The organism is Ornithinibacillus salinisoli, from assembly GCF_042684965.1.
Classification (GTDB): Bacteria; Bacillota; Bacilli; order Bacillales; family Amphibacillaceae; genus Ornithinibacillus; species Ornithinibacillus salinisoli.
The window spans coordinates 1-26,122 of record NZ_JBHUMI010000006.1 but is presented as its reverse complement, the minus strand read 5'-3'; the positions used below and the strand labels follow the sequence as shown (position 1 = coordinate 26,122).

The window sequence follows — 26,122 nt, the reverse complement described above, 5'->3', positions numbered from 1 at the left end:
TTGACTATGGCCTCCTTGGTGGGTGGTAGATTGAGTTAAACTTGGTTAAGTACTTCAATCGTAGCATAGTCAATGGGACTTTTTGTGTTTGAATATATTATTTCAAACACCAGGAAATTATAAAATTCAATACCTGTGGATACTTCTTGGCAGGAACAGCCACGTCCAGCTCCGACGGACAGGACGTCCTAGTGTCGATGATGCCACAGGACGTGGCGATTTCATCGACCAGCGCCCAGCGCCTAGCGCAACTTCCCTCACCTTCGTACGATAACAGTTCGACATAGTCGAACATCCTAAAACTGTAAGATTAAAGGAAGGCCGACTAAAATCGGGCTTTGCGCCCAACGTCGGCATACCCCTATGAAGGGGCATGTTTCCTTTATCTCCTACGGGGAATGTTCAATTAAAACCACCACTTTGCGTGGCAACATTGAACCACCAGCGTTACGCTGGCGCAGTTCGTACGTCGCTACGACGCACAGGACGTGCTAGTACAGGCGTTGCCACAGGACGTGGCGTTTTTAGTCTGTAAGGGCGCTTGCGCTTTTGTTCTATATCTAGGTAATAAGATTGATTTGAAATTTTGAGAATTTTTGATATAATGTTTGTAATTAAATGTGAGGAGTTGATAGAATGAAACGAGAAGATCTCATTGCTCCGCAAGATTATAACATCGTTATGGAAATGGAACGACATGCAGCATTAGCTCCAACAAGAAAAGCGTTAATCTGGGAAGATGATACTGGGAATTCGCGTGAAATTACATATGACCAACTATTGAAAAATGTAAATAAAATTGGAAACGCTTTCCTTAATAGTGGTTTACAAAAAGGCGATAAAGTTCTCATTATGATTCCACGATTAATAGAGGCCTATGAAGTATATTTGGCTGCACTTAAGACAGGTATTATTATTATTCCGAGTTCAGAAATGCTAAAAACAAAGGATTTACAATATCGCGTCACACATGGAGAGGTAGATGGAGTCATAAGTCATTATCCATTTGTTGAACAATATAAGGACTTACAGGAATATGAGCAGTTGAAAAAATTTGTTGTTGGACAACCTGTAGATGATTGGTTTTTTTTAGATGGTTTAATGGAAGATGCAGGTGATAGCTTAGTAACCGCAAATACGACACGGGATGATATAGCATTTGTATCGTATACTTCTGGTACAACTGGTAATCCAAAAGGAGTTGTACATACACATGGATGGGGATTTGCCCATTTACAAACAGCTCCTGAAAATTGGTTATGTATTGATGAAGGAGATAAAGTTTGGGCAACAGCAGGACCGGGCTGGCAAAAATGGATATGGAGTCCATTTCTTTCTGTATTAGGAACAGGTGCAACTGGTTTCATTTATCACGGGAAATTCGATCCAAAGAAATACTTAAGCCTCTTGCAAGACCATGAGATTAATGTATTATGCTGCACACCGACAGAATATCGCTTAATGGCAAAGGTTGACAACCTACAAGACTATCAGCTACCAGCGCTCCATAGTGCAGTTTCCGCTGGAGAACCGTTAAATGTAGAGGTAATTGATACGTTTAGAAAGTATTTTGATGTAACCGTTCGGGACGGGTATGGCCAAACAGAAAATACACTTTTACTTGGTGTAATGAAAGATATGGAAGTGAAACCTGGATCCATGGGGAAACCAACGCCGGGTAATGATGTGGAAATTATTGATGAATTTGGCAAGCCAGTGGATGTCAATGAAATAGGTGATATTGCTGTTCGACTCAATAGCCCTGCATTGTTCCGAGAATACTTAAAAGACCAAGAACGTACGCACATGGCTAGGCGTGGTGAATTTTATATTACAGGTGATCAAGCAAGAAAAGATGAAGATGGCTATTTCTGGTTTGAAGGACGGCGAGATGATATTATCATTAGCTCCGGATATACAATCGGGCCATTCGAAGTGGAAGATGCTTTGGTCAAACATCCATCTGTGCAAGAGTGTGCAGTAGTTGCTAGTCCGGATGAAATTCGTGGCAGTATTGTCAAAGCCTTTGTCGTGTTAAAGAAAAGTGTCGATCGAGAAGATCCGAATTTGATCAAGGAATTACAAAATCATGTAAAGGAAATGACAGCACCATATAAATATCCACGAGAAATTGAATTTTTAGATGATCTTCCGAAAACAACATCAGGTAAGATCAGACGTGTGGAATTGAGACAGAAGGAGTTATTAAATAATTAAACATAGTAACCTCTATCCTGGTTAACTGGGATAGGGGTTATTTTTATGACAAAAAAATGAATCAAAACACTTGAAAGTCAAAAAAGGTCAGAGTATAATGTAGTCATAAAGTCAAAGATAGTCAAAGTCAAATTAGTCAAATAGTATATAATCAATAGGAGGAATGGAAAATGAAATGTCAACAATGTGGTGTAAATGAAGCAAATATTAATATGCAAATGCAAATGAACCATGAAAGAATGCAGATGCACCTCTGTAATTCATGTTTCCGTGACATCCAAAATAATATGATGAATTCAAATGATATGTTCAATAATCCATTTTTTGACGGAAATAACGAGGATGCATATGCTAACTTCCAAGGAAATGGCTCTAGTCAAACAACAACGAGAACGAAACAAAAAGGAAACAAAGGCAATGGTTTAATAGATCAATTAGGCAAGAACATTACAAATGCTGCTCGACACGGCGAAGTCGATCCAGTTATTGGCCGTGACCAAGAAGTGAAGCGTGTAATCGAGACTCTAAATAGAAGAAATAAAAACAATCCGGTATTAATTGGTGAACCTGGTGTTGGTAAAACCGCAATAGCAGAAGGACTAGCTCTGAAAATTGCAGAAGGAAACGTACCTGCGAAACTAATGAATAAAGAAGTTTATTTATTAGATGTGGCATCTCTTGTTGCGAATACGGGTGTTCGTGGTCAATTTGAAGAACGAATGAAAAAGTTAATTCAAGAAGTTCAATCACGAAAAGATGTCATTCTATTTGTTGATGAAATTCACTTGCTAGTCGGTGCTGGAACTGCAGAAAGTTCACAAATGGATGCAGGGAATATATTAAAACCAGCATTAGCACGTGGAGAAATGCAAATCATTGGAGCAACTACATTGAAGGAGTATCGTCAAATTGAGAAAGACGCTGCCTTAGAGCGCCGTTTCCAACCGATACAAGTGAAGGAGCCTACTATAGAAGAGGCAATTCAAATTTTAGCTGGCATTAAAGATCGTTATGAGGCATTTCATGAAGTGCGTTTTTCAGAGGAAGCAATTCATGCTTTTGTAACACTGTCAGAGCGATATATCCAAGATCGCTTCTTACCAGATAAAGCGATTGATTTGATGGATGAAGTTGGATCACGCTTAAACTTGGCAAATGCAGAAAAAGACTCCAATTCTATTGAACAAAAACTTCAAGAAATTATTAATGAAAAAGAAGAAGCGGCTGAAAAAGAAGATTACGAACGTGCAGCAAACCTTCGCTACCAAGAAATCCAATTACAGAAACAATTGGAAAAAGCGAAAGGGAAGGAGCAAGTAATCGATGTAGATATTTCAGACATCCAGTTAATTGTGGAAGAAAAAACAGGTATCCCAGTAACCAAGCTACAAGCTGAGAACCGAGAAAAACTAAAAAACATTGCTGAAAACCTAGGCAAAAAAGTGATAGGTCAAGGTGAAGCGGTAGCTAAAGTTGCTAAAGCGATTCGTCGTAGCCGTGCAGGACTTAAATCAAAATACCGTCCAATTGGATCATTCTTATTTGTCGGACCAACTGGTGTCGGTAAAACCGAATTAACAAAAGCACTTGCTGAAGAATTGTTTGGGACACGAGATTCCCTTATTCGCTTAGACATGAGTGAGTATATGGAAAAACACACCGTGTCTAAAATTATTGGTTCGCCTCCAGGATATGTTGGTCATGAAGAAGCTGGGCAATTAACAGAACGTGTACGACGCAACCCATACTCCATTATTCTTTTGGATGAAATTGAAAAAGCACATCCAGATGTACAGAATATGTTCCTACAAATTATGGAGGATGGGCATCTAACAGATTCACATGGTAGAACAGTGAGCTTCAAAGATACCGTAATTATTATGACTAGTAATGCTGGAACAGGAGTAAAACAAATCAATGTAGGCTTTAACAACACAGCCCATGAATCTGTTTCACAACTTGAGAAATTAAGTGCATACTTTAAACCTGAGTTCTTAAATCGCTTTGATTCAATTATTACCTTCAATGAGCTAAGTGAAGATAACCTAGTTGAAATTGTAGACTTAATGCTTCATGATCTTGAAGCAACCGTGAAAGAAAATGAGTTGAACATTAGTATTACAGAGGAAGCCAAACGAGAACTCGTTCGTCTTGGATATGATCCACGATTTGGTGCACGACCATTGCGCCGTGTCATCCAAGATAAGATTGAAGATCCATTAACCGATTTATATTTAGAGGAAGAATCATTGTCTGCCGTAAATGTAGATTTAGTTGATGGAGAAATTGTCGTTGCAACATCATAATGAGGTTGAGAGGAATCCGCTGACGAAGTTCAGCGGGTTTTTTTTGTGTATCGAATAGAGTAGTTGCAGCACCGATTCGCTCATAAAACGAAATATTCGCTCAGAACCAACAAGGATTCGCTCATAAAACGAAATATTCGCTCAGAACCAGCAAGGATTCGCTCACAAGCAACAATTTGCTCACCCGCTCATAAACCAAAACACACAACCAGCAAAAACACCCGACATAAAACAATCCGCACACACAACATTCCGTAATAAATATTTTCACCAAAACCGTGACAAACTAATTGCGTAATTTCACATCAAAGGATGTTATACATGCATGGTTTAAAACGGTTCATTACCTTATTGTGTACAATTTTAATTCTTACCGGAATGTCAAATCCGGTTCAAAAACCTGATGAATTAATAGTGCACTTTATAAACGTTGGGCAAGGGGATAGTATATTAATTCAAACTCCCAATGAAAGCAATATACTAATTGATGGTGGTCCGCCGAAGTCTGGGAAGAAAGTGGTGAAGTATTTAGAAGAACACGGTGTAAAAGAAATTGATTTAATGATTGCAACACATCCAGATAAGGACCATGTCGGAGGGCTTCCACATGTGATGAAGTCAATTGAAACGAATAAAATTATTGATTCTGGAAAAATGCATGTTACACAAACCTATGCAAGATATCTGAATCAAATTCGAAAAGAGAAAATACCTATAAAAGTTGCGGAGGAAGATGAAAAAATTAAAATTGATCCATTGGTCGATATTACGGTAATTAATGCTTACGGGAAAGGAAAAAACAATAATGAAGCATCCATTGCTTTAAAACTAAGCTACCAGGAGATTGATTTCCTACTTCTCAGTGATATCGAACAAGAACAAGAGAAGCGATTAATTGAACAATATGACCTAAAAGCTGAAATTATTAAGGTTGCACATCATGGATCGAAGACAAGTAGTTCTCTGGAATTTTTGAAAGAAGTGAATCCAAAAGTTGCCATATTAACATATAGTAAGGGGAATAACTTTGGCCACCCTGTAAACCGTGTGATTGAGAACCTTTATGACATAAAGGCTCAAATATACTCAACTGCTGTATTTGGAGATCTCGTTATTAGAACGGAAGGAGAAAATTTTTTTATTTTTCCTGAAAAAAGTCCGCTCGACAGTTTGAAGGAGAAGGCAGGATAAATGAAGAAGATTCTTATCAGGTATTGTATGGAAAATACAATATCTGATTTTTTTTTATCAAAACGTATTGACAATTATACGTCAAAGTTATATGGTTAATTACATAAGTAACTAACCAATTAACGAAGGTGATCAAATGAAAAATGCACTAGATGAAAATAGACCAATATTCCTTCAGATTAAAGAACAGATTGAGGATTACATTATTAATAACACCATTCTAGCTGGTCAAAGGGTACCTTCAACAAATGAGTTTGCAGCATATTACAAAATAAATCCAGCGACTGCTGCAAAAGGAATTAACGAACTCGTAGCCGAGGAGATACTATTTAAACGGAGGGGTGTTGGAATGTTTGTAACAGAGAATGCCAAGGACATTTTGATTGAAAAACGTAAAAAAATATTTTATGAAAATTTTATTCAACCGTTGAAAGAAGAAGCTAATAAACTGCAAATTGGCTCAGACGAATTAATTGAGATGATGAAGAGAGGGGAGAATCGCAAATGAAGATTGAAGTAAAAGAGCTTTCTAAAAAATATAAGGAAAAAGATGCATTGAAGAATATCTCCTTTACATTAGAAGGTCCGAAAATTTACGGGTTGTTGGGGAGAAATGGTGCTGGAAAAACAACCTTCATGGAAATATTAGCAGGACAAATTTTAGAGACAAATGGTCAAATTTTAATTGACGGCGAGACTCCATTTGATAATCAACAATTAACTGAATCCATTTGCCTAATTAAAGAAGGTCAAAATTTTAAAAAGGATTTAAAAGTGAAAAACGTCCTAAAAATCTATTCCTATTTTTATCCAACTTGGGATGAAAAATTAGCTGATGAATTGATTCAAGAATATAATTTAAATCTAAATGCGAAAGTGAAGACTCTTTCGAAAGGGATGGAGTCGGCGTTAGGGATTATCGTAGGGTTAGCTAGTAAGGCACCGATTACCATTTTTGATGAACCGTATATTGGACTTGACGCAGCTGCTCGTAAAAGGTTTTATGAAATATTATTGGAGGAATATGAAACAGAGAAAAGAACGATTATTTTCTCCACGCATCTAATTGATGAGGTCAGCTTGTTATTCGAGGAAGTAATAATTTTTCAAGAAGGTTCGCTTGTATTGAAAGAGGAAGCTGATATTCTTCGTAACAACACATATGCCATTTCTGGAACAATTCCAGAGGTTGAGGCCTATGTCGAGGATAAGGAAGTTATCCAGAAAAAACAATTGGCAGGAATGATGACAGCATATGTATATGGAAATCTACAAGAGGCAAAAAGCCAAGGTCTAGATGTAGAAGGAATTCCGATTCAAGATTTAATGATTTATTTAACGGAAAGAAAGGGGGCATAAGAAATGGGAAAACAAATAAAAGGTTTATTATATTTCTTTAGTGCAGATATCCGTTATTCCATTATGATATTTTGGACGATATTACTTAGTGTATTAATCGTTTCGATCACTATTTCTTATTTCCTTTTAAGTGTTGAGGATGGAGTAATGGGATTTGGATTTCCATTTGCTATCTATTTTTATTTTATAATTTTAGGTTTCCTAACCGTAAAAGAGAGCATACCATTTGCGTTAAAAATGGGAGCAACTCGAAAAAATATCTTTTTAAGTATTGGGATCTTCTTCTTTGTACTCGCATTCGTAAAAGCCCTTGTTGCCAACACGCTGCAAACAATTACCCAATTTTTAACGGAAAAAGTGGGAATTCATACGTTTCACTTTTTACATCCGGCTCAGTTATTAGAGGATACATGGTTAAACCGTGTTATTATTGATACGTCTATTATGTTCTTCCTTTCAGCCTTCATGTTTATTATCGGATTGCTTTTTTATAAGTATGGTTTAGCAGGTGGAGGAACTGTTGCCGCAATCTTGGTTCTAACTTTACTGGTTGGAATCGCCCAGGGTTGGTTATTTGAATGGATATCCAATGTGTTCAAGGATATAAGTCTTATGCAATTTTATCAAATGCTAGTAATTGGGATAGTTTTATATGGTATATCATTTATTCTAATAAGGAAAGTTACCATAGTTAAAGCTTAAGGTGGCTAGGGTCACATTTAAATATCTAACGCACAGTTCCACAAATGAACTGTGCGTTTTTTTGTATTTCTGTTAAAAGTATAAAAAATTAGAATATTATGTTAGTATGAGGGTGGTTTTTTAGACAGCGGTTTTGACGAAGGATTAATGAAGTGCGTATAACCGTATGTATGTGGAGGGGTTAATATGGTTTTGGTCGGAAGTATGATTTTTGTATTACCTTACTTATTGTTAGTATTATTGGTAATTGGACTCATTCAATGTAAAAGATATTCATTTCGTTCAGGTTTTTATTTCTTTTTTATTCTTATCATTCATCAATTAAATTTCATTTTAACCCCATTTTACCTTCCGAAATATGTTGATTATCTTGGGGAAAATAATATCCAGCCTCCTTTGGGAATGAGTTTAGCAGAGGTGACAATGGTGTTTTACTTTTTGGATAAACTAGTTCTTTGTATTGCTTTTATTTTTTTAATTGTAGGGCTGAAAAAACTATGGAAAAATACTTGAAACTAGATTATTTTTTTGTGCTTTTTTCAAGATGCTGTTTTCTTCGGTTGCTAAAAGATTTAAAGATAATGTAACCTAGTCACATAAAGATTTTAGCAGGGTTCATTAGAATAATGAATGTAGTAAGTCTTTACATGATAACTTTGATTAGAGTGGATACTATTATATAGATCGTAACTAGAAGAAATCCATCACTTTCCAAGGAGGTAGCATATGCGAAATCTAAAAGGGATAGAATGGATAGGATTAATTTTGATGGTTGCAGCTGCTGTGGTTTATTGGATTACTAAATATAATGATCAATACGCTATTTGGACCAATGTTTCTATCGTCTGTATAACTTTAGGTGCCGTGATCATAGCTATAAGTGTTTTTGTTGGTAAACGAAATAATAGGTGAAAAATGTTGCCTAGTTATGTGTGTAAACCATCAGGTGAAATTTGTAACTTAGATCATTTTACTTTCTAATTTTCCCATTGTATTATCTTTCCTATCTTGCTAAACTAAATGAGTAAATGGAGATATATGGATAGGGGATAAGGATCAAAGATGGTGGAATAACTTGTAATGATTAAATTTTAGATAGTCAGTTTAATATACTCATAACATGGGTTTATTTGGCTATGCGTAATCATACAAGGACTGCATTCTTTGGTTTCATATACCTTTTTAAGGATGGATGCCTTTCGTGTATCCGTCTTTTTTAATAGGAAAAATCTTATCTCCTGTAAACCTTTTAATGCGTTCTTCATCTGGAGGGATTAAATAATGAGTCAAATGAAAGAAAAAATTGCAATTATTACCGGTGTCAGTCGACTGAAAGGGATTGGAGCAGCTATTTGTAAGGAGTTAGCAGAAGCAGGTTACCATATCTTTTTTACTTACTGGACGGAATACGATAAGCAAATGCCTTGGAGTGTAAATTCTGAGGAGCAAATGAAATTAAAAGAAGAGTTACTAAAAAGAGGTGTGAAAGTATCGTGTATGGAATTGGACTTAACTCAAGATGATGCACCGGATAAGCTTATGAATAAAGTTTCAGAACGACTAGGTTATCCAGATATCTTGATCAATAACGCAGCATTTTCCACAAATAATGATTATTCTAATTTAACCGCAGATGAATTAGATAAACACTACTTGGTAAATGTCAGGGCAACAACATTGCTAAGTAGTAAATTTGCTCAAGGATTTGATAAAAAACATGGTGGGAGAATAGTTAATATTACTTCAGGTCAATTTCGGGGACCAATGCCTGGTGAATTAGCATATGCAACTACAAAGGGTGCAGTTGATGCGCTAACGATTACATTGGCTGCAGAAATAGCTGATTTAGGAATAACGGTTAATGCAGTAAATCCTGGTCCAACCGATACAGGATGGATGACCGATGACACCAAAGATAAATTAAAACCAATGTTTCCGTTCGGTAGAATAGGAGAACCCAGAGATGTTGCAAAAGCCATAAAGTTTCTAGTTAGTGATGATGCAGATTGGGTTACAGGACAGATTATTCATTCAGAAGGTGGATTTAGAAGGTAAAAGGAACAAAGAAGGATCGAGGAGTAATTAACGGAATATATTGACAAAAGATATTAAAGTGTTATCTTAGTATATAGGAGAAATATGGAAGGTGGAATTGGATTTGCCAGCATACTTGTAATGGTTAAGCAACTAAATAGTACATTTCTTTTTGAACATAATGTTCAACTACGGGAGAAGTGTGCCTATTTTTAGCCATTACAGGGAACGCGGGATAATCAGTTGTTTTAATTCCAGCGGGATACCTTTAAGGTATTCCGCTTTTTTAATGGGAAATTTTCTCCATTCAACCGTTATTGGCGTTCCTCTGAAAAATAGGAGGAACGGAAGTATGAGTTCTAATAATGTTTTAACCTGTGAGATCATTGCTCAGGAAACACCATATGTAACACGAAATTGTAGTAAATGTAAAAGGATCACAGAATTCAATTGTAGTGAGAAATTTAGGGTAAATGCGAATCAGAAAATGGTTGATATTTGGCTTATTTATAACTGTATCCATTGTGAGGGAACTTGGAATTACCCAATTTTATCACGAGTACATGTGAATAAAATTAATTCTATACTACATGAAAAATTTATGAATAATGACCAAGAGACAAGCTGGTATTATGCTTTCCAGATCAATCAATTACGAAAATTATGTAAAGATGTGAATACAGATATAAGGTACGAATTAAGAAAAGAATACCTTGGTTCAATGACTAATGAGACAACAATTCGACTTTGCTGTAAATATGATTTTGGTCTTAGAATAGATAAATTAATTGCAGAGATCTTTGATATTTCACGGACAAAAGTAAACAAATTGGCACAGGATGGGATGCTTTTGTTACATCCAAAAATTAATATGAAGAACAAAATTACTGATGATATACAAATTACAGTTAAAGGTGACTGGTACAGCATCGATACGTTGACCTAATTAAGGGGCTATTCTCTAAGCCCCTTTCTTTTCAACAAAACATAACTCGTTAAGTATAGACGATTATTTTAAAGAAAAATTATTCAGAAACTTCAAACGTAATATGGGATTTTATGTTAATATTTACTGGAGTACAATCAGACAAAATAAAAAGAAACTTACTTAGGAACAGTCCTGTCTCAAATAAGTTATGCATAGAAAGTGTTATACATTTCCCAGCTTGAGTGGAGGAGTATTTGATGAGAAAGCTGATTTTCTTTCTTTTGTTATTAAGTATAGTTGGATGTGGTCATCAAAATGTTGTTGACTTCGATAATCACTCTACACTGACTATTGAGAAACGAGTGGAAGATACCAATGTATATGAAGTAATAAACAATATCGAAGACGAAGATGCCGTACAACAGATAATGGACATATTTAAAGGTGCTAAGTGGGAAACGAGTTTAGATATAACAATGGCTACGGAACCAGATTACCGATTGAATAAATATCACATTTGGATTACGCCTAATGGTGACATGTTAGAAATTATCAACCGAAACAATAGTTATTATGTTCGATTGTCAGAGGAAGACTCGGCGGTTTTATTAAAAATAATGACTACGAATTAAACTTATTGCATTTAAAGATAAAGAAAGAAAAACAGGAGAAAAGTTAGGAGAAAATATATATGAACCTATTCACCATAGACTGCGATGAAATCTTATTACGAGAATTTAGAGTGGAAGATGTTGATGCTATTTATGAACTTACTTCACAACCGGAAGTTTATGAATTTTTGCCAGATTGGAAGTCTACGAGAGAACAGCGATTGGACTGGCTTGCCAATTATGAAATACCATCCAATAAAGAGTTTCTATCCGCAGTACCTAATATCGATAGCCAAAATTATTTGAAGCTGGGGATTGTATTAAAGGAGACCGGTGACTTTATTGGTTTTTGTAATACTGGAATGAAAGATGAACTACCTGAACCTAATCAAGAGATTGCTTATGCTATTTCAAAGCATTATAGAAATCGGGGATACACGACAAAAGCTGTAAAAGGATTAATGAAATATTTGTTTGAAAATACTAACCTAACACTACTTAATACTGTTGTATTGCCACGTAATGTAAGTTCAGAGAAAGTGATTCAAAAATGTGGATTTCAATTGAAAGGACATGTCACTATCGAAGAACAACAGCATCATCATTACATTCTTAAAAAAGAAGATTAGGATAGTAATAAGTAATATAAAATTATTCTTATGATTGAAGAAAGAAATGAATTAGAGGTGAGAGCAGTGGAGGACATTATTTTTATCCGTGTTGTTATTTAACTCGTTAGATCTCAAACAGGTAAGGGAGGATTTAATACGTGATGAACACTAAACTAATAATTGTTGAAGGGTTACCCGGATTTGGGAAAACTACCACTGCTAATTTAATTCATGATATTTTCACTGAAAATAATATAAATACCGAATTATTTCTAGAAGGGAATTTGGACCATCCAACTGATTATGATGGGGTATCTTGTTTTAATGAAAAGGAATTCGAATGTTTGTTATCAGCTAGCGGGGAATTGAAAGGGGTATTTATTGATAGCGTTGTGAAAAGAGACGACGATTATTTATTACCATACCTCAAAATTAAAAACGAATATGGATCAAAGTTTCCAGACCAATTATTCAATACGATTTTTAAGAATGATATATATGAATTACCATTAGAAAAAAATATTGAATTAATTACGAACAATTGGGAAGTATTTGCTGAAAAAGCCAATTACGAAAATAAAACCTATATTTTTGAATGTTGTTTCATACAAAATCCAGTAACTGTTGGAATGGTTAAATGGGGTAAGCAGAAGGAAGTTGTGATAGATTATGTTGTTAGATTAGCAAAAATCATAGAGTGTTTGAATCCAGTTTTATTCTATGTGGAACAAGATGACCTAGAGTATTCATTCAAGAAAGCATGTAAAGAAAGACCAATAGAATGGTCATCCGGATTTATTGAGTATTACACCAACCAAGGGTATGGAAAAGAAAAGGGCTACGAAGGCCTAGATGGAACTCTGAAAGTATTAGAGGCAAGAAGAGCTTTTGAAGAAGAAATATTTGATATGCTAACAATGAAAAAGGAAAAGGTCAATAATTCCCATTTTGAAACAGAAAAATATAAGTCAAGGTTAAATGAAAAGTTGAAGTTTTTTGAGTTCCTGTGATTAAAAACTGTCTCTTGGAGGTATAGGATGAAGAAATGGATATTGTTAGGAGCTATGATGGTTATCATTTTAGGTGTTGTCGTATACAATACCAAATTCTTTTATCCACCACTACCTATTGATTCTGTAAGTAAAAAGGAAGTTTTAGAAACTTTGAATGATTCTTCAAAGGATATGGCGAAAATAGCTAAAGAAGATGATTATGAGTGGTATATTGCACGAATGGATCAAAGTAATCGTTTCGAAAGTGTAAAGCAAATGTTAAGCCAAAAAGAGTGGGATTATAAAACTCAAGAGGGTAGTGGGTATTTTTTTGAAAAGAATGATAGAAAACTAGTAGTATATACACAAATGTGGACGGGTAAATATGTAATTGTTAGTATCCCGAATGATTGGAAAGATTAAATACAAAGGAAACTCACACAATTTATACACTTTCATGTCGCTCATTGGAGGAAGTTTCAAATAGGGGGAGCGTTACAATTGAAGAAATTGATTATTCTATTTCTGTTACTGATTTTAGCATCAGGATGTATGAATAGTGAATCTACTGAATACAAGTTCTGGGCACATAAAACAGATAACCAAATCACTCGTCTAAATGATGCAAATATAGATTATAAAATTATTGAAGGAAATGGCGGGATTGACGAGATCTGGGTTTCTGAACAAGACTTTGATAATGTAACTGCTTGTTGTACTTGATATTGTAGATGTAAAAGTTAATAATCGATACTAAATAGAGTTTTAAATTAGGGGAAAAGTTACGCTAAGTACCTGTTATTTGAAAAGAGGGTAAATTGTTGGAGTTTTTAACTGAAAAACTAATATACATCGCATTGTTCATTTTTATTATTCATTCAATTGAGACACTCGCTTATGCTGTAAGATTATCTGGTGCAAGAGTAAAGATGATTGCTTCAGCATTATCTCTCTTTTATGTAATGGTCATTGTTTCACGATTAGCGAATATGATGCAGCAACCTTTTACTGGAAGTTTAATTGATACAGCACCAGAACATAGTGCTTTAGAATTTGTAGAGACCCAATTTCGCTTTCTTATAGGTGCATCAACAGTAGGGACGTTATTTGGAATACTCTTACTTCCAACTTTTGTCGCAATATTTTCAAGAGCAATTATTCACTTATCCGTAGAGAAAGGCTCTATTCCATCCTTAGTCAAAAAAATATTTTCGCTATATTACATAAAACGTGGAATTGTCCATTTTAACCTACCCAAATTTTCATATCTTAAAGATACGAAAATTAAGGACGTTCCAATAAAGTTATTTTTGGTGAATATGCTAATAACAGCAATCTATACAATTGGTGTATTATCGGCATTATATGCGGCATTATTAGCACCTGAAAGAGCCTCAACAGCAATTATGGCCTCTGGTTTAATAAATGGTATTGCAACAATTCTATTAGTGATTTTTATTGATCCAAAGATATCCGTAATTGCAGATGATGTTGTTAATCAAAGGGGAAGTTATCCTAAACTTAAAAGCATATCATTAATGATGGTTACATCGAGATTATTAGGAACTATACTAGCACAGTTATTGTTTATATCTGGAGCGAAGTATATTGCATGGTTTACTGCCTTTATTGTTTAAATACTTTTCAACGAAAGAATGTGATCTTACATGTTGAAATTCTCAAGAATTATTTTAGCAGTCATAGGACTTTTACTTTCAGGATATGGGCTGTTAGCGAGGAGAACTGAGGTCCTTCCATACTTAATGTTTGTCTTAGGATTAATAATACTTGTAATAGGATTAGAAGCATTTCAAAAGCGGCAAAAGGTTTATGGTTGGATTAATATAATTGCTTTTTTAACTATCTTATTTGTAGTATTTCAAGGATTATTATTTCATTAACAAGATCAAAGAGACGAGGGGTCAGGTCCACTGTCCCAACTACTGGGACAGTGGACCTGACCCCTCGTCCCTCTAACTAATAAAATGGTGGTATTACTTATGAGAATATTAGATAAAAGTGAGTATCAATTAATTTTACCTGTATTAATAGAAAATGCTAGGACGTGTCCAACATTTGCTTACTCTGTTGCTGAAAGTATTATTCCAGGAGTGGTGTTTGTTGATGATCTTAATCAACCAAGTACTGTTTTAATAGGTACCAATAATGGAATATATTTTATAGCTGGGAATGGAGAAAACACAAAGTTAAATCATATGTTTTTCGACTTTTATAAACAACAAACAGCAGGAAGTGGTCAAAGATTTACTCTTTTTTCGGCTACTAGAAGTTGGGATCATATTATAAGAAATTTATTAAAAGAAGAAGCACTACAAATGAATAGATATTTATATAAATTCAATCCAAGAAAATATATGGAAGGTAAGAAAAAACAATTACCTGTTGGATTTACCATAGAAGAGATAAGCAAGGATACGATTGAAAGGAGCACGAATTTTAATAATACCTACTATGATGAGTATTGGGACGGAGTGACAAATTTTCTTAAGCATAGCTTCGGTTTTTGTGTATTATACCAAGGTAGAGTAGTAAGCGAATGTACAGCTATCTTTATGGGGCAATCAATTGTTGGTATAGATATTTTTACACAACATGAATTTACCGGTAATGGTTTAGCGTACATTTTAGGGAAGGCATTTATTGATAAATGTTTGAAGCAAGGGTTAACACCGAGCTGGGATTGTGATGTCAAAAATGTTAGTTCATTAAATTTAGCAAATAAATTAGGATTCGAAAACCATGTGGAATATTCGATATTTGTGAGAAAAAAAGAATTAGCATAATGGAAGAATAGGAGCCTGGATTTATTCCCAAGCTCCTTGAAATTACATAAAAACGCTCATTAATTTTTCGCTCTAAACGTAAAGATCGATCCGACCACTAAGATTGCAGAAAATATAACCGTAACACATGCGGCTCCAATTAGTTCGCTTGAGATACGATCTGTCATAAGCATGTCAAAAATATGACTAGATAAATTAATTGGACTCCACTCTAAAATATGATTAAATATTTTAGTGATTAAACTCATAATCATAATTGTGATAATAGATAAAAATCCTACAATACCTGGTGTTCGAAATAAGGTATTATAAAAGATTGAAATGGACACAACAAGTGTTAACCAAAGTCCATAGAAAAAAGTGATTTGCAATAAAGCTACAAACGATAAGTCGCCAAATAAAAGGTTAATGTAATACCAGCTAGCCAATAAGCCTAGAAATAATGAGATCCAAACAAGTACGAAGAGAGAAGTCCATTTTGCTGTAATATAGTTACTATAACTAACAGGTTTTACTAGAATTAACTCCGAAACACCACTTTTTTTCTCTCCAGCAATTGTACCCATGGATATGAGTACAATGATTAAAACTCCTAAACTACTTAATTGTCCTAAGCTCATTAGCACTACTTCTGGTGGCGCATAATCAGGAAGCTCAAGCACAGTGCCATCCGGGAAACCACCTACGGAATCAATGATTTGCGGCAAATAGTAACTTGTGATTGGATCAAGAATAGAAAGTAAAATAATGATTAACGGGACCCAAACCCATTTCTTATTTCTCCAATTCTCTACTAGTTCCTTTTTAAAAAGTGTCATCCATTGCATTAGTTATTCACCACCCTCATAAACATATCTTCCAAGGAAGCCCGGTTAATATGGAATGTTGTTAATGGCCAGTTTTCATCAGAAGCAACTTCTAGAATTTTTTGGCGCGTAAGAGATATGTCTGTTGCATTCACGTGAAGTATATTACGCTCCACTTGAATCGTATCCACTTCTGGAAGAGCATTTATTTTCTCAGCATATTTCTCTAGGTCATTTTCAAAGCCAACTTCGATTTGAGCAGTTTGATATTTTTGTCGTAATGCATCCATGGACCCGGATTCAACAATCTCCCCATTATGGAGCAGCAATAACTCATCACTTACCTCATCCGCATCGGTTAAAATATGAGTTGAAAATAGGATAGACATTTCATTCTTCAATTCTTCCATTAAGAGTAAAACTTGACGTCGCCCAATAGGATCTAAAGATGAGACAGGCTCATCGAGAATAAGTAACTTGGGTTTATGAATAATCGCTTGAGCAATCCCAAGTCGTTGTTTCATCCCACCGGAATACCGAGAAATTCGTTCATTTCCAGCTTCATCAGATAATCCGATTTTTATTAGAAGCTCTTCTGTACGTTGTTTCGATTCTTCTTTGGAGAGATGTGCCAACTCACCACTGTGGATTAAAAATTCTCTCCCTGTCATCCAGGAATGAAAAACAGGAAATTGTGGTAAATAACCGATATATTGCCGAATGTCATGGTTTGCTCCTTCATCTTCGAATTGTATTGTTCCAGATGAAGGCTTTAAAAGACCGGCTAGAGTACGTAGTATGGTTGTCTTCCCAGCACCATTTGGTCCAATTAACGCAATACATTTTCCACTTTGAAAGGAAAAGCTTACATTATGAACAGCGGTTTTATTTTTATATTTTTTGGTAAGATTTTGAACGTTTAATAGGGACATTTATCGTTGTCTCCTTCCGAAAATGAAATAGATTATTGGTCCTAATGTTGTTACGAATAATATAATCAATACCCACAACCATTTTGGTCCATTGGTAACATTCGTACGGATCAAATCGATTAGAGCAATGATAATTAATATACCTTGAATCACAAGAATAGGCGCTATAACAGCCCAATTAATTTCGTTTAATAACTCCATGATTTCTCCTCCTACATTATTAAATTAAATCCCCATTACAGGCTTAGTAGAAATGGAATTCCTGCGGCCAATAAGATAATCCCGATAATAATAAACCAAGAAAGTGGGTGAGCCCAATTATTCGTCCAGCCAACGCCAAACCGTTTTTCTAAAAATAACGCAGGATCATTTTTGTTAAAGTAAAACATCCCTAGTTTCCAATATTTATCGTCATCCCGATCAATAATATTTTCCTTACCAAAAGCTTCTTTTGAGACGACGCGGCTACCTCCTTGACCAGTAGTAAAGGACAAGACTATGGCACCGATTGTGACAAACAACGAGAAAGCCAAAGGTACAATGGTCATTAGCTGTGGATTAATTGGATAAATTAGCGATAACTGAATCATGGAAAACATAGCCGTTAACGCGATTCCAGTGATAATGATAAATGCCGACCATCTTCTCCTAAAAGTCACGTTTTTTTGCATGGATTCCTTAGGGTTTTCTACACTTACTTGCTGTTTTGCTTTTGAAATAATGATGTTAATTAAAATAAATAACAATGTTAAATATACTTGCATGATAGGTAAGATGAGTACGGAGCGATAGGATTTTTCGGTAAAATTCGTTACATCGCCAGCAAAGTTGTATTTCATTGGTATCTCTAGAGGAATTTGCTGATAGTTTTGCATGGTGATAACCATTGTAAAAATGGCAATGAAAAAGGAAATAGTAAACCAAAAGTTTGAGTAAGTCAGTTTTTGATTGCGGAAGCCAGTATCAATGACGACTAATTGCGATTTTTGGGCCCATTTCTCTCCGTTATTTTCTTTCAACTCCTTCATTTTTTGGTGAAAATGCAAGTATATAAGGAAAGTTAATATAATATAACCAAAGGTCAACCCTCCGAAATAAATACTTACACCTTCTTCATTAAGTTGAAAAAACGTTGCGATGAATACAAGAAATGCGATTATGAACAAACCAAGGACCCCAGTTTGTAGTACGTATTTCTTTCGCATTTGTTTCAAATTAGTGCTGTAATAATACGTTTCTGGTATGGAAACACCAAAACTCTCTGTCTTTCTCGTCCAATAGGGAATAAACATCGTAGAAATAAATACTGGTAGTAAAATTAATAGCAATAAAAAGAAAACCGTGTTATCCATTAGACTTCGCCTTCTTTCTGTTTAAATTTTTCATAAAGTTGACCAGCAAGGGTTAAAAATTCATCTTTACTAACACCGCGACAAATTGATTCAGCTATTAAAGGGTGCAGATTGGCTTCAAGCTTTTCCATATAGGATTCATCTGCTTGAGGCACTCCATCTGGGTTGATAACTACACCTTTTTGCCGATGAATTAATATGAATCCTTCTTGTTTCAATTGTTGGTAAGCTTTATTTACCGTATGAAGATTAATTCCAATATCAGCTGCAAGTGACCGAACGGATGGTAAAGCTTCACCAGGGCTCAGTTCTTCCTTGGCTATACCTGCAATAATTTGATGAACTAACTGAGTATAGATTGGTTCTTTAGATTCAAAATCTAAACTTATATACACATCAATGCACATCCTCCAATTATAAATGATTGTTACATCTGTTATAGTAATAGTATAACAGATGTAACAAGGAGTCAATACGAATAATTATACAAATTAAAAGTGACAGAGATATCCACAGTTTTATGCACAACCAAATAAAGGGTTAATCATAAGTGCATAGGTTTATCCACTATATCCACAAACGATTAAAAAGTTTTCCACAGATGATCTGTGTATAAGTTGTGCTTATGTATAAGGTTTTTAAAGAGTTATTAACAATTTATAGAATTTATGTGGATATGTGAGGTTGGAGTTTTAGTTTAATAGCAGAAAAGTATATTTTAAGCCAAAAGGGAGTAAAAACTGTGGATTATTTTGGTATTATATAATTAGTTGTTCATTGCTTTACTAGAATAATCATTACTTTGGGGATAGGGGGAGACAAAATGAATGATATATTACGCGTAATTAAATTAGAAGGAAGTTTTAACTTTCGAGATTTAGGTGGTTACCGAACAGAAGATGGACGCAGTATCAAACGAGGCATGCTTTATCGTTCGGGCAATCTTAGTAGATTGACAGAAAATGACCTGGAAATTGTAAATCAACTTGGCATTAAAAAGATTTGTGATCTGCGTGGTTTAGATGAAATTGAGAGATTTCCAGATCCAATGCTAGACGGGGTTGTTTGGCATCACACACCAATTTTGTCAGATGAGCAGATGCTAGGACAGGTTGGCGAACATAGAAATTTCGCTGATACTCTAAGAAACACGAAACCAGGAGAATTGTTACTTACATTAAACCAAAACATGGTTTCCTTTAAGCAAGCATTTCAAAAAGTGTTTGAGATTTTATTAACAGAACCGCATAGTCCATTGCTATTTCATTGCATGGCTGGAAAAGATAGAACAGGTGCGGTTGCAGCGGTAATGCTTCGGGTACTAGGAGTTCCACGCGAAGTGATTTTGGAAGATTACTTATACACCAATGAAACATTAGAGCAAATGGCAGCAAATTTTCAGGAGATTGGCTATAATAACCTACCAGATATTCAACAGGAGGTACTAGATGCATTGTTTGAGGCGAGAGCAGAGTATATAAATGCCTTTTTGGATGAATTGGAAGTTCAATATGGAAGCATAAATGTATATGTGCAAGAAGTTCTCGGTCTTTCAGAGGATGATCTAGACTTACTAAAGCGTAATTTATTAGAGTAAGCAATAGAAGATCGACAAAAAGAAATAACCGATTTCATTCTAAGGTGCAAAGTGTTAATTTACATTAAAAATGCAGCACATTAAGAATGGATTTCCTTAAGTTAAAAAAATCCCACAATAGTATATAAAGTTTGGAAATCGCTAGCAGGATAGTAAATATTTCCTTGGTTATTTTATTCAGAATTTTATGTTAATATTATATATAGATCGAGGACTAGAGTTAATACAGTAATTCCTTACGGGAGGTATTACAATGCAAAAATGTGAAAAATGTCATACTCCATTTACATGGATTGAAATTTTTAAATGCCAATGGGCTTGGGGGGAGAAAAATAACCTTATTTATTGTAAGACATGTGATACAGAACATAAATTAATAGGCGAGTCCAAAATTATAACGAATTTCTTTATGATTCCAATTATTATCCTTGTAATTTATTTAATAAATATGGAATTATTCAGTTCATTTTTTATCTATCTGTTAGTTTCTTTCTTAGCATATGGAGTTGTATCAACACTTTTTCCATTCTTTTATAGATTTCAGTCAAAATATCATACGAATTATAGAGGAAAATCTTAAAAATAAAATGAACGTATAGATCATAAGTGGAGGATAGTATGGAAAAATGGAAAACGTTAAATTCAGAGTATATACATGAAAGTCCATTCGGGAATATAAGGAAAGATAAATGTGAACTTCCAAATGGTTTAGTGATAGATGATTATTATGTAAATGAGTATTCTGATTGGGTAAATGCAGTTGTTATTACTAAGGAAAACGAAATTGTTCTCGTTGAGCAATATCGTTATGCAGGGAAAGATTTTTTCTTAGAAGTTCCTGCCGGAAAAAGAGAGGGTAATGAAACACATGAGGAAGGACTAATGAGAGAAATTGAAGAAGAGACAGGATATACTTCATGGAAGAAACCGATTCTCTTAGGTGATTTTATGGTCAATCCAGCAACACAAAATAATAGAGTAAAAACTTACCTATTACAAGATGCAGTTAAAGCATATGAACAAAATTTAGATGAGACTGAAGAAATATATATCAGGCTATATGATTTTGATGATATGGGTGAATTGCTTAGAACAAATCAGATAAAAACACAGTTGTTTACAGCATATGCGTATTATATGGCAAAAGATTTTCTTGCTGAAAGCACAAATATTAATTCAAATTAATAAAAGAGAAAAATATGCTAATTACTACAATAATCTTAGACTCCCAAATGAAAATGAACTTTTTTTTATGAAGGCATTTGTAAATGACCGTATACTAAATTCACAATAGAAATGACCGGAATATTTACCTGTCACTTTGTAACAATTGTTATTGAAGCCAAAAGCCATCTCTTATAATGAGGTGGCTTCTTGACTTAATACCCGATTTGTTTAATAAGAACAATAAAGATAAGAAGTATGCAATCAACAATCTTCAAGATAAATGTTTATAAAAAGGCAGAGTTAAAAGATTGTCCAAGCTCTATTCTTGTAAATTTCATGCCGTGGAATAGATGGTCACATAAGTTCTTTTTCTTCACTACTCCACTTCTTTTAATAGGTTTTCAATTCTTGATATTCGTTGACTAATTTCTTTCATTCCTTGCGTTTGTTCTTGTTGAAATTGTGCATGATTTTTATCAATGGTTAATCGTTTGTCGGCACGATGTTCAGTACGTTTAGCAAAACGTATGAGAAAAACAACTCCTATTATAATTAAAATAATAGGAAGAGAACTTAGTAATAAAATAATTATAGGTCCAAATGCTTCCATTTAAAACGCCTCCTAGTCTACATCTTTTAACATGCGTTCTATATTCGTTAATCGTTTATTTAAATCATTTATGGTACGTATCTGTTCTTCTTGAAATTTAGCATTTTCATTGTCCATTTTTAATCGCGCTTCTGAACGCTTTTCAGCTCGTTTGATCATACGAGTTAAGTATACAAATCCTATAACTATAAGTACGATAGGTGCTAAAGTTAATAATAGAAAAATAAGTTGGATAATAGCATCCCCTATATGAAATCCTCCCATATGCCCTCTCCTTTCCAATCTTTTTCGTTTCCACTGTTACTCCTTTCTTTTCTTTAACGTTAAACTATTTGATAAATCCATAATCAGTTGGGAATTGATGGATAAATGAAATGGAGTTAATTTATAATATTTCATCGTCTTCCCTTGATCAGATACTTCATAATCGCCTGTAATTAAACCGGCATCCTCCAACCGTTGTAAATGAAGATACAACAAGGGTCTACTAATCCCTAAATCCCTTGCCAACTGACTAACATATTGCCTTTCTTGATGAAGAATAGAAATTATTTTCAAACGGTAAGGGTTTGATAGTGCTTCGAGAATTTTTAGTAATTCATCACCACTTTGTATGCACATGTAATAATTATATTACATGTGTTAAAAAAATACTACATGTAAGTGAAAAAATGTTAGATAACGGTACTATTATTTAACATGGTTAACCGTTTTGTATTAGAATTCAGTTAGAGGATGAAAAGGGGGCGAATATTTTGAGAAAGGTCGAGGTTTGTTCTTATAATGAAAAATGGGCTTCAATGTTTTCAGTTGAAGCAGAAAAGCTACGCCTTATTTTCGGGAATGAAATAATAGATATTCACCACATTGGTAGTACCTCTGTTGTGGGGTTAAAAGCCAAGCCAATCATAGACATTATGCCTATTGTTAAAAACATTAACATCGTTGATAATTACAATGAAAAGATGAAAAACATTGGCTATGAACCTAAAGGTGAGAACGGAATAACTGGACGAAGATATTTTAAAAAAGGTGGAGATAACCGTTCTCATCACGTTCACATATATCAAATTGGAAGTTATGAAATAACAAGACACTTGGCTTTTCGAGATTATTTGCGAAAACATCCAGATGTAAAAAAGAATTATGGAGAACTAAAAGAGCAGTTGGCACAACAATTCCCTTATGACATTGCATCTTACATAAATGGAAAAGAAGGTTTTGCTAGAGAAATAGAAGTAAAAGCATTGGACTGGGTTGATTCTACTAAGTTGATGTGACCGTTAATAGGATGATACAGTTTTTGCTCGATAAGTTGACACACTTTTTTTCCAATTACAAACTAGAGTTTTACATTTGTAGGTAATGCCGGAAGGGCTTCTATGGTTAATTTTGTTGTATTTTGTAGCTCACCTTCTATAATGCCATATAATTAAACCTAGCAAGATGAATAAGATGTTTTATACAAAACCAAATTGTAATCCTTATTAAACTAAACCAGCAGGTTAGTGGAATAAAAAAGTGATTTAATTCATTATTATCTGTATTATGTTAACTGCATAATTCAGTTGTACAGAGATAATAAAGTTGTTTAATTTGCAATTATTTTTGCGGTAATGAAATTTATATCAAAAATAAAGGAAATATCTTCTTGACAGTCGAATATTAACTTAGAACCATAATTAACTATTCCGATGAGGAGGATTCTTGTGCTTCCACGACCATTATTTATTGAAAATCCAGAGCATGATAGGTATGTTAGTCTTGTGCCAGATGGAGATATTGAAGAAATACTTAGTAAGCAACGAACTAAGACCATTACCCTTTTAAGTAGCGTATCTGAGGAGTCAGCAAGGAAGGCGTACGCACCAGGGAAATGGACTTTAAAAGAAGTGATTGGGCATATGACCGACTCGGAACGTGTGATGTCGTATCGAATGCTTGCCATTGCACGAAATGAAAGTGCACCACTCCCAGCAATGGATCAAGATCAATACGTTTCTGCGGCAAACTTTAACAAATTATCCTGGGAGCAGTTACTAGCTGGTTTAGACACGGTACGTTCCAACACGTTAAGCCTTATTTCAACCATTGATGATACAGCGTGGGTTCGTAATGGAACTGTAATGAACAGCACAGTTTCAGTAGGTACCATTGCATATGGCATTGCCGGACACGAGTTACACCATATGAAAGTAATTAGTGATAAATACTTATAAGTCTTTTTCTATTAATGGAAAAACCTAATTTCTCATTTAATGCTGAAAAATTAGGTTTTTTAATATTGAAGCCTTCTTAACGTTGTAAATCTGCATTTTCCTGAGGCTACTCCTTATAGCGAATTTACTATACTTTCAATCAGAACTAAGGAGATAATTTATGTTGGATTTAGATAAAACAAGAGAAAAATTCATTGGCTTAGGTGAGTCAGATGCTAAAAAGCACTGAAATGATGACCGCGCTTATTTGGAAATGGCAAAAGACGGAATTGGTATCTTTACAAGCGATGTGTAGATGAACTAATAAAGATCGGGACCAGATGTACTAAAAGAGATGTATAAAAAAAAGCAACAAGAGAATTAAATAAAACTTCTTCTTAAACTAACGGGTGCAATATTTTAACAAGGTGATCCAGTAATGAACGCCTTTTATTTTTGGAATATTATGTTAGTGTTTAATTAACAGATATTGAACTAATGGGGCAGGATAGTTGAAGAGTAATCAACCAGAACTGATATGAAATTAGAAAGTTGAAACATTATATTTTCTGAAACGTAATCATTATAAAGTATATCCTTTATGGGAGTGAAAGTATGGATATTAGTATTATTGTAGCGATATTTGTTATTTTTTTAGCTGTTTTAGGTGGTGGTTACTATAATAAGAAAAAGAAATAAATTTATGAGTATTTTGGTTCTCTCTTTTAAATTAACGGGGGCAATAGTTAAACATGGTTTCCAAGTGAGTTTTAATGTCAGTTTAAAAATATGTGAGGTGTCCCATGATTAATATACCATTTCGAATAAGATTTAAAGAATTACTTGTTGATTATGTGGTCATACTTGCTTATTTACTCTTATTGTTGATTGTCAACCTTGGAATCATTTATTTCATTCTAGACGGAATTCCAGAATATACAGAAATGCAAACGCAACTGATAGCCGCATTTACGTCCGTAATACCAATCATCCTTTTATTTTCATATTTAGATTACTTCAAAAGTGGATCTGTAGGAAAAAGGGTCTCTGGGCTAAAACTGATATACAAAAAGCGTAGATTCATTTCAAGTTTAACAAGAAACATCATCAAGTTCTTGCCTTGGCAGTTAGGACATATAGGGGTTATTCATGGGATGTATAGTGATTTTTCCATAACTTCTATTGTCATCATGAACAGCGGGACCTTACTTGGCTTAATATTGCTGTTTATGGGATTATCCAGAAAAGATAAAAGGCATTTGGGAGATTTGATAGCAGGCACTAAAGTAGAGTTACATTAAGCTTTTTTATACATTTACTGATGTTAATTGGAATCTTAGTATTTAGTGTTGGAATAGTTATTACATAATATAGTTATTAAGCTAAACCAGCTAATAGTTGTCAATATTTATCTCTAAAAATCTAAAATAGCTTATGATATAATAAATTTGTACATGCCAAATAATCCTCCTGTAATCTTGAGTTGGAAGTTTTTGGCATATTTGGTTATGGTGTTTATTTAAGCAATATCTTGGAAGGTAGTATTACTTTTCAATAATGCGTAAATCCAATGTAATAAACTTGTTTGCACATGCAATTATGGCTACTTTATAAGGTTTCCCTTCATCTCGCTTTTTATCATAAAAGGCTCGTAACTTCCTGTTACGGGGAATGATCTCATCCGTTGTTTTCTGTTTCCGAGAAT

Annotated in this window: 32 protein-coding genes and 1 pseudogene; 24 read left to right on the top strand and 9 right to left on the bottom strand. The window is 34.3% G+C overall.

What is annotated here, in order from left to right; genetic code table 11:
- The first annotated feature begins 636 nt into the window (after window positions 1–636).
- The 18 genes from mbcS to ACFSTA_RS03280 all read left to right on the top strand — a co-directional run bounded on the left by mbcS (window position 637) and on the right by ACFSTA_RS03280 (window position 15,755).
- Entirely contained in the window at window positions 637–2,217 is a 1,581-nt protein-coding gene (mbcS, locus tag ACFSTA_RS03365) for an acyl-CoA synthetase MbcS (protein ID WP_377555136.1), read from the top strand.
- A 170-nt stretch (window positions 2,218–2,387) separates the two neighbouring features.
- Window positions 2,388–4,523: an ATP-dependent Clp protease ATP-binding subunit gene (locus ACFSTA_RS03360; RefSeq protein WP_377555135.1), complete on the top strand. Its 2,136-nt coding sequence runs from the start codon at window positions 2,388–2,390 to the stop codon at window positions 4,521–4,523.
- 321 nt (window positions 4,524–4,844) lie between these two features.
- On the top strand, window positions 4,845–5,714 hold the full coding sequence (locus tag ACFSTA_RS03355; RefSeq protein ID WP_377555134.1) for a ComEC/Rec2 family competence protein: 870 nt from the start codon (window positions 4,845–4,847) through the stop codon (window positions 5,712–5,714).
- Between the two features lie 136 nt (window positions 5,715–5,850).
- A complete protein-coding gene (locus tag ACFSTA_RS03350) occupies window positions 5,851–6,222 on the top strand; it encodes a GntR family transcriptional regulator (protein WP_377555133.1) in 372 nt (123 codons plus the stop codon).
- The gene (locus ACFSTA_RS03345) at window positions 6,219–7,073 is read left to right on the top strand and encodes an ABC transporter ATP-binding protein (RefSeq protein ID WP_377555132.1); all 855 of its coding nucleotides are present in this window, start codon (window positions 6,219–6,221) and stop codon (window positions 7,071–7,073) included. The genes ACFSTA_RS03350 and ACFSTA_RS03345 overlap by 4 nt, the downstream gene beginning before the upstream one ends.
- A 3-nt stretch (window positions 7,074–7,076) precedes the next feature.
- On the top strand, window positions 7,077–7,775 hold the full coding sequence (locus ACFSTA_RS03340) for a hypothetical protein (protein ID WP_377555131.1): 699 nt from the start codon (window positions 7,077–7,079) through the stop codon (window positions 7,773–7,775).
- A gap of 186 nt (window positions 7,776–7,961) precedes the next feature.
- Complete coding sequence (locus tag ACFSTA_RS03335) at window positions 7,962–8,288, top strand: hypothetical protein (RefSeq protein ID WP_377555130.1); 327 nt, start codon at window positions 7,962–7,964, stop codon at window positions 8,286–8,288.
- 213 nt (window positions 8,289–8,501) lie between these two features.
- Window positions 8,502–8,687, top strand: a complete 186-nt coding sequence (locus ACFSTA_RS03330; RefSeq protein WP_377555129.1) for a hypothetical protein — start codon at window positions 8,502–8,504, stop codon at window positions 8,685–8,687.
- 369 nt (window positions 8,688–9,056) lie between these two features.
- On the top strand, window positions 9,057–9,830 hold the full coding sequence (locus ACFSTA_RS03325; protein ID WP_377555128.1) for an SDR family oxidoreductase: 774 nt from the start codon (window positions 9,057–9,059) through the stop codon (window positions 9,828–9,830).
- A gap of 331 nt (window positions 9,831–10,161) precedes the next feature.
- Window positions 10,162–10,755 carry a DUF1062 domain-containing protein gene (locus ACFSTA_RS03320; protein WP_377555127.1) on the top strand — a complete coding sequence of 198 codons (594 nt, stop codon included), beginning with the start codon at window positions 10,162–10,164 and terminating at the stop codon, window positions 10,753–10,755.
- 239 nt (window positions 10,756–10,994) lie between these two features.
- Window positions 10,995–11,369, top strand: a complete 375-nt coding sequence (locus ACFSTA_RS03315; protein ID WP_377555126.1) for a hypothetical protein — start codon at window positions 10,995–10,997, stop codon at window positions 11,367–11,369.
- A gap of 59 nt (window positions 11,370–11,428) precedes the next feature.
- Complete coding sequence (locus ACFSTA_RS03310) at window positions 11,429–11,977, top strand: GNAT family N-acetyltransferase (RefSeq protein WP_377555125.1); 549 nt, start codon at window positions 11,429–11,431, stop codon at window positions 11,975–11,977.
- A 143-nt stretch (window positions 11,978–12,120) separates the two neighbouring features.
- Window positions 12,121–12,969: a hypothetical protein gene (locus ACFSTA_RS03305; RefSeq protein WP_377555137.1), complete on the top strand. Its 849-nt coding sequence runs from the start codon at window positions 12,121–12,123 to the stop codon at window positions 12,967–12,969.
- A 27-nt stretch (window positions 12,970–12,996) separates the two neighbouring features.
- Window positions 12,997–13,374, top strand: a complete 378-nt coding sequence (locus ACFSTA_RS03300; RefSeq protein ID WP_377555124.1) for a hypothetical protein — start codon at window positions 12,997–12,999, stop codon at window positions 13,372–13,374.
- Window positions 13,375–13,452: 78 nt separating this feature from the next.
- Entirely contained in the window at window positions 13,453–13,674 is a 222-nt protein-coding gene (locus tag ACFSTA_RS03295) for a hypothetical protein (protein ID WP_377555123.1), read from the top strand.
- A gap of 98 nt (window positions 13,675–13,772) precedes the next feature.
- Complete coding sequence (locus ACFSTA_RS03290) at window positions 13,773–14,588, top strand: lipid II flippase Amj family protein (protein WP_377555122.1); 816 nt, start codon at window positions 13,773–13,775, stop codon at window positions 14,586–14,588.
- A gap of 30 nt (window positions 14,589–14,618) precedes the next feature.
- The gene (locus tag ACFSTA_RS03285) at window positions 14,619–14,852 is read left to right on the top strand and encodes a DUF3953 domain-containing protein (RefSeq protein WP_377555121.1); all 234 of its coding nucleotides are present in this window, start codon (window positions 14,619–14,621) and stop codon (window positions 14,850–14,852) included.
- A gap of 99 nt (window positions 14,853–14,951) precedes the next feature.
- Window positions 14,952–15,755, top strand: a complete 804-nt coding sequence (locus ACFSTA_RS03280) for a GNAT family N-acetyltransferase (protein WP_377555120.1) — start codon at window positions 14,952–14,954, stop codon at window positions 15,753–15,755.
- A 59-nt stretch (window positions 15,756–15,814) separates the two neighbouring features.
- On the opposite strand, the gene ACFSTA_RS03275 is transcribed toward ACFSTA_RS03280, so the two are convergent.
- From ACFSTA_RS03275 to ACFSTA_RS03255, 5 genes are read right to left on the bottom strand one after another with little or no spacing between them, the layout of a single operon-like run.
- Window positions 15,815–16,582 carry an ABC transporter permease gene (locus ACFSTA_RS03275; RefSeq protein ID WP_377555119.1) on the bottom strand — a complete coding sequence of 256 codons (768 nt, stop codon included), beginning with the start codon at window positions 16,580–16,582 and terminating at the stop codon, window positions 15,815–15,817.
- Entirely contained in the window at window positions 16,582–17,493 is a 912-nt protein-coding gene (locus ACFSTA_RS03270) for an ABC transporter ATP-binding protein (protein WP_377555118.1), read from the bottom strand. The genes ACFSTA_RS03275 and ACFSTA_RS03270 overlap by 1 nt, the downstream gene beginning before the upstream one ends.
- Entirely contained in the window at window positions 17,494–17,694 is a 201-nt protein-coding gene (locus tag ACFSTA_RS03265; RefSeq protein WP_377555117.1) for a PLD nuclease N-terminal domain-containing protein, read from the bottom strand.
- 35 nt (window positions 17,695–17,729) lie between these two features.
- Window positions 17,730–18,845, bottom strand: a complete 1,116-nt coding sequence (locus ACFSTA_RS03260; protein WP_377555116.1) for a DUF1648 domain-containing protein — start codon at window positions 18,843–18,845, stop codon at window positions 17,730–17,732.
- Entirely contained in the window at window positions 18,845–19,240 is a 396-nt protein-coding gene (locus ACFSTA_RS03255; protein WP_377555115.1) for a GntR family transcriptional regulator, read from the bottom strand. The genes ACFSTA_RS03260 and ACFSTA_RS03255 overlap by 1 nt, the downstream gene beginning before the upstream one ends.
- Before the next feature lie 428 nt (window positions 19,241–19,668).
- On the opposite strand from ACFSTA_RS03255, the gene ACFSTA_RS03250 reads away from it, so the two are divergent.
- The 3 genes from ACFSTA_RS03250 to ACFSTA_RS03240 all read left to right on the top strand — a co-directional run bounded on the left by ACFSTA_RS03250 (window position 19,669) and on the right by ACFSTA_RS03240 (window position 21,627).
- Entirely contained in the window at window positions 19,669–20,442 is a 774-nt protein-coding gene (locus tag ACFSTA_RS03250) for a tyrosine-protein phosphatase (protein ID WP_377555114.1), read from the top strand.
- A 253-nt stretch (window positions 20,443–20,695) separates the two neighbouring features.
- Window positions 20,696–21,022, top strand: coding sequence for a TIGR04104 family putative zinc finger protein (locus tag ACFSTA_RS03245; RefSeq protein WP_377555113.1), 327 nt, complete (start codon window positions 20,696–20,698; stop codon window positions 21,020–21,022).
- A 38-nt stretch (window positions 21,023–21,060) separates the two neighbouring features.
- Window positions 21,061–21,627: an NUDIX hydrolase gene (locus ACFSTA_RS03240; RefSeq protein WP_377555112.1), complete on the top strand. Its 567-nt coding sequence runs from the start codon at window positions 21,061–21,063 to the stop codon at window positions 21,625–21,627.
- A gap of 358 nt (window positions 21,628–21,985) precedes the next feature.
- Here ACFSTA_RS03240 and ACFSTA_RS03235 read toward each other — a convergent pair whose 3' ends face one another.
- The 3 genes from ACFSTA_RS03235 to ACFSTA_RS03225 are packed head-to-tail and all read right to left on the bottom strand — an operon-like array spanning window position 21,986 to window position 22,840.
- Complete coding sequence (locus ACFSTA_RS03235; RefSeq protein WP_377555111.1) at window positions 21,986–22,219, bottom strand: hypothetical protein; 234 nt, start codon at window positions 22,217–22,219, stop codon at window positions 21,986–21,988.
- A gap of 12 nt (window positions 22,220–22,231) precedes the next feature.
- On the bottom strand, window positions 22,232–22,483 hold the full coding sequence (locus ACFSTA_RS03230; protein ID WP_377555110.1) for a hypothetical protein: 252 nt from the start codon (window positions 22,481–22,483) through the stop codon (window positions 22,232–22,234).
- A gap of 36 nt (window positions 22,484–22,519) precedes the next feature.
- Window positions 22,520–22,840 (bottom strand): ArsR/SmtB family transcription factor, encoded by a 321-nt coding sequence (locus ACFSTA_RS03225; protein ID WP_377555109.1) that lies wholly within the window; start codon window positions 22,838–22,840, stop codon window positions 22,520–22,522.
- Between the two features lie 134 nt (window positions 22,841–22,974).
- Here ACFSTA_RS03225 and ACFSTA_RS03220 point away from each other — a divergent pair, with 134 nt between their 5' ends.
- From ACFSTA_RS03220 to ACFSTA_RS03210, 3 genes are all read left to right on the top strand, one after another.
- Window positions 22,975–23,499 (top strand): GrpB family protein, encoded by a 525-nt coding sequence (locus tag ACFSTA_RS03220; protein ID WP_377555108.1) that lies wholly within the window; start codon window positions 22,975–22,977, stop codon window positions 23,497–23,499.
- A gap of 429 nt (window positions 23,500–23,928) precedes the next feature.
- On the top strand, window positions 23,929–24,438 hold the full coding sequence (locus ACFSTA_RS03215; RefSeq protein ID WP_377555107.1) for a DinB family protein: 510 nt from the start codon (window positions 23,929–23,931) through the stop codon (window positions 24,436–24,438).
- 782 nt (window positions 24,439–25,220) lie between these two features.
- Window positions 25,221–25,718, top strand: coding sequence for an RDD family protein (locus tag ACFSTA_RS03210; RefSeq protein ID WP_377555106.1), 498 nt, complete (start codon window positions 25,221–25,223; stop codon window positions 25,716–25,718).
- Between the two features lie 218 nt (window positions 25,719–25,936).
- Here the strand turns inward: ACFSTA_RS03210 and ACFSTA_RS03205 are convergent.
- A pseudogene (locus tag ACFSTA_RS03205) lies at window positions 25,937–26,122 on the bottom strand (IS110 family transposase); the annotation flags it as partial.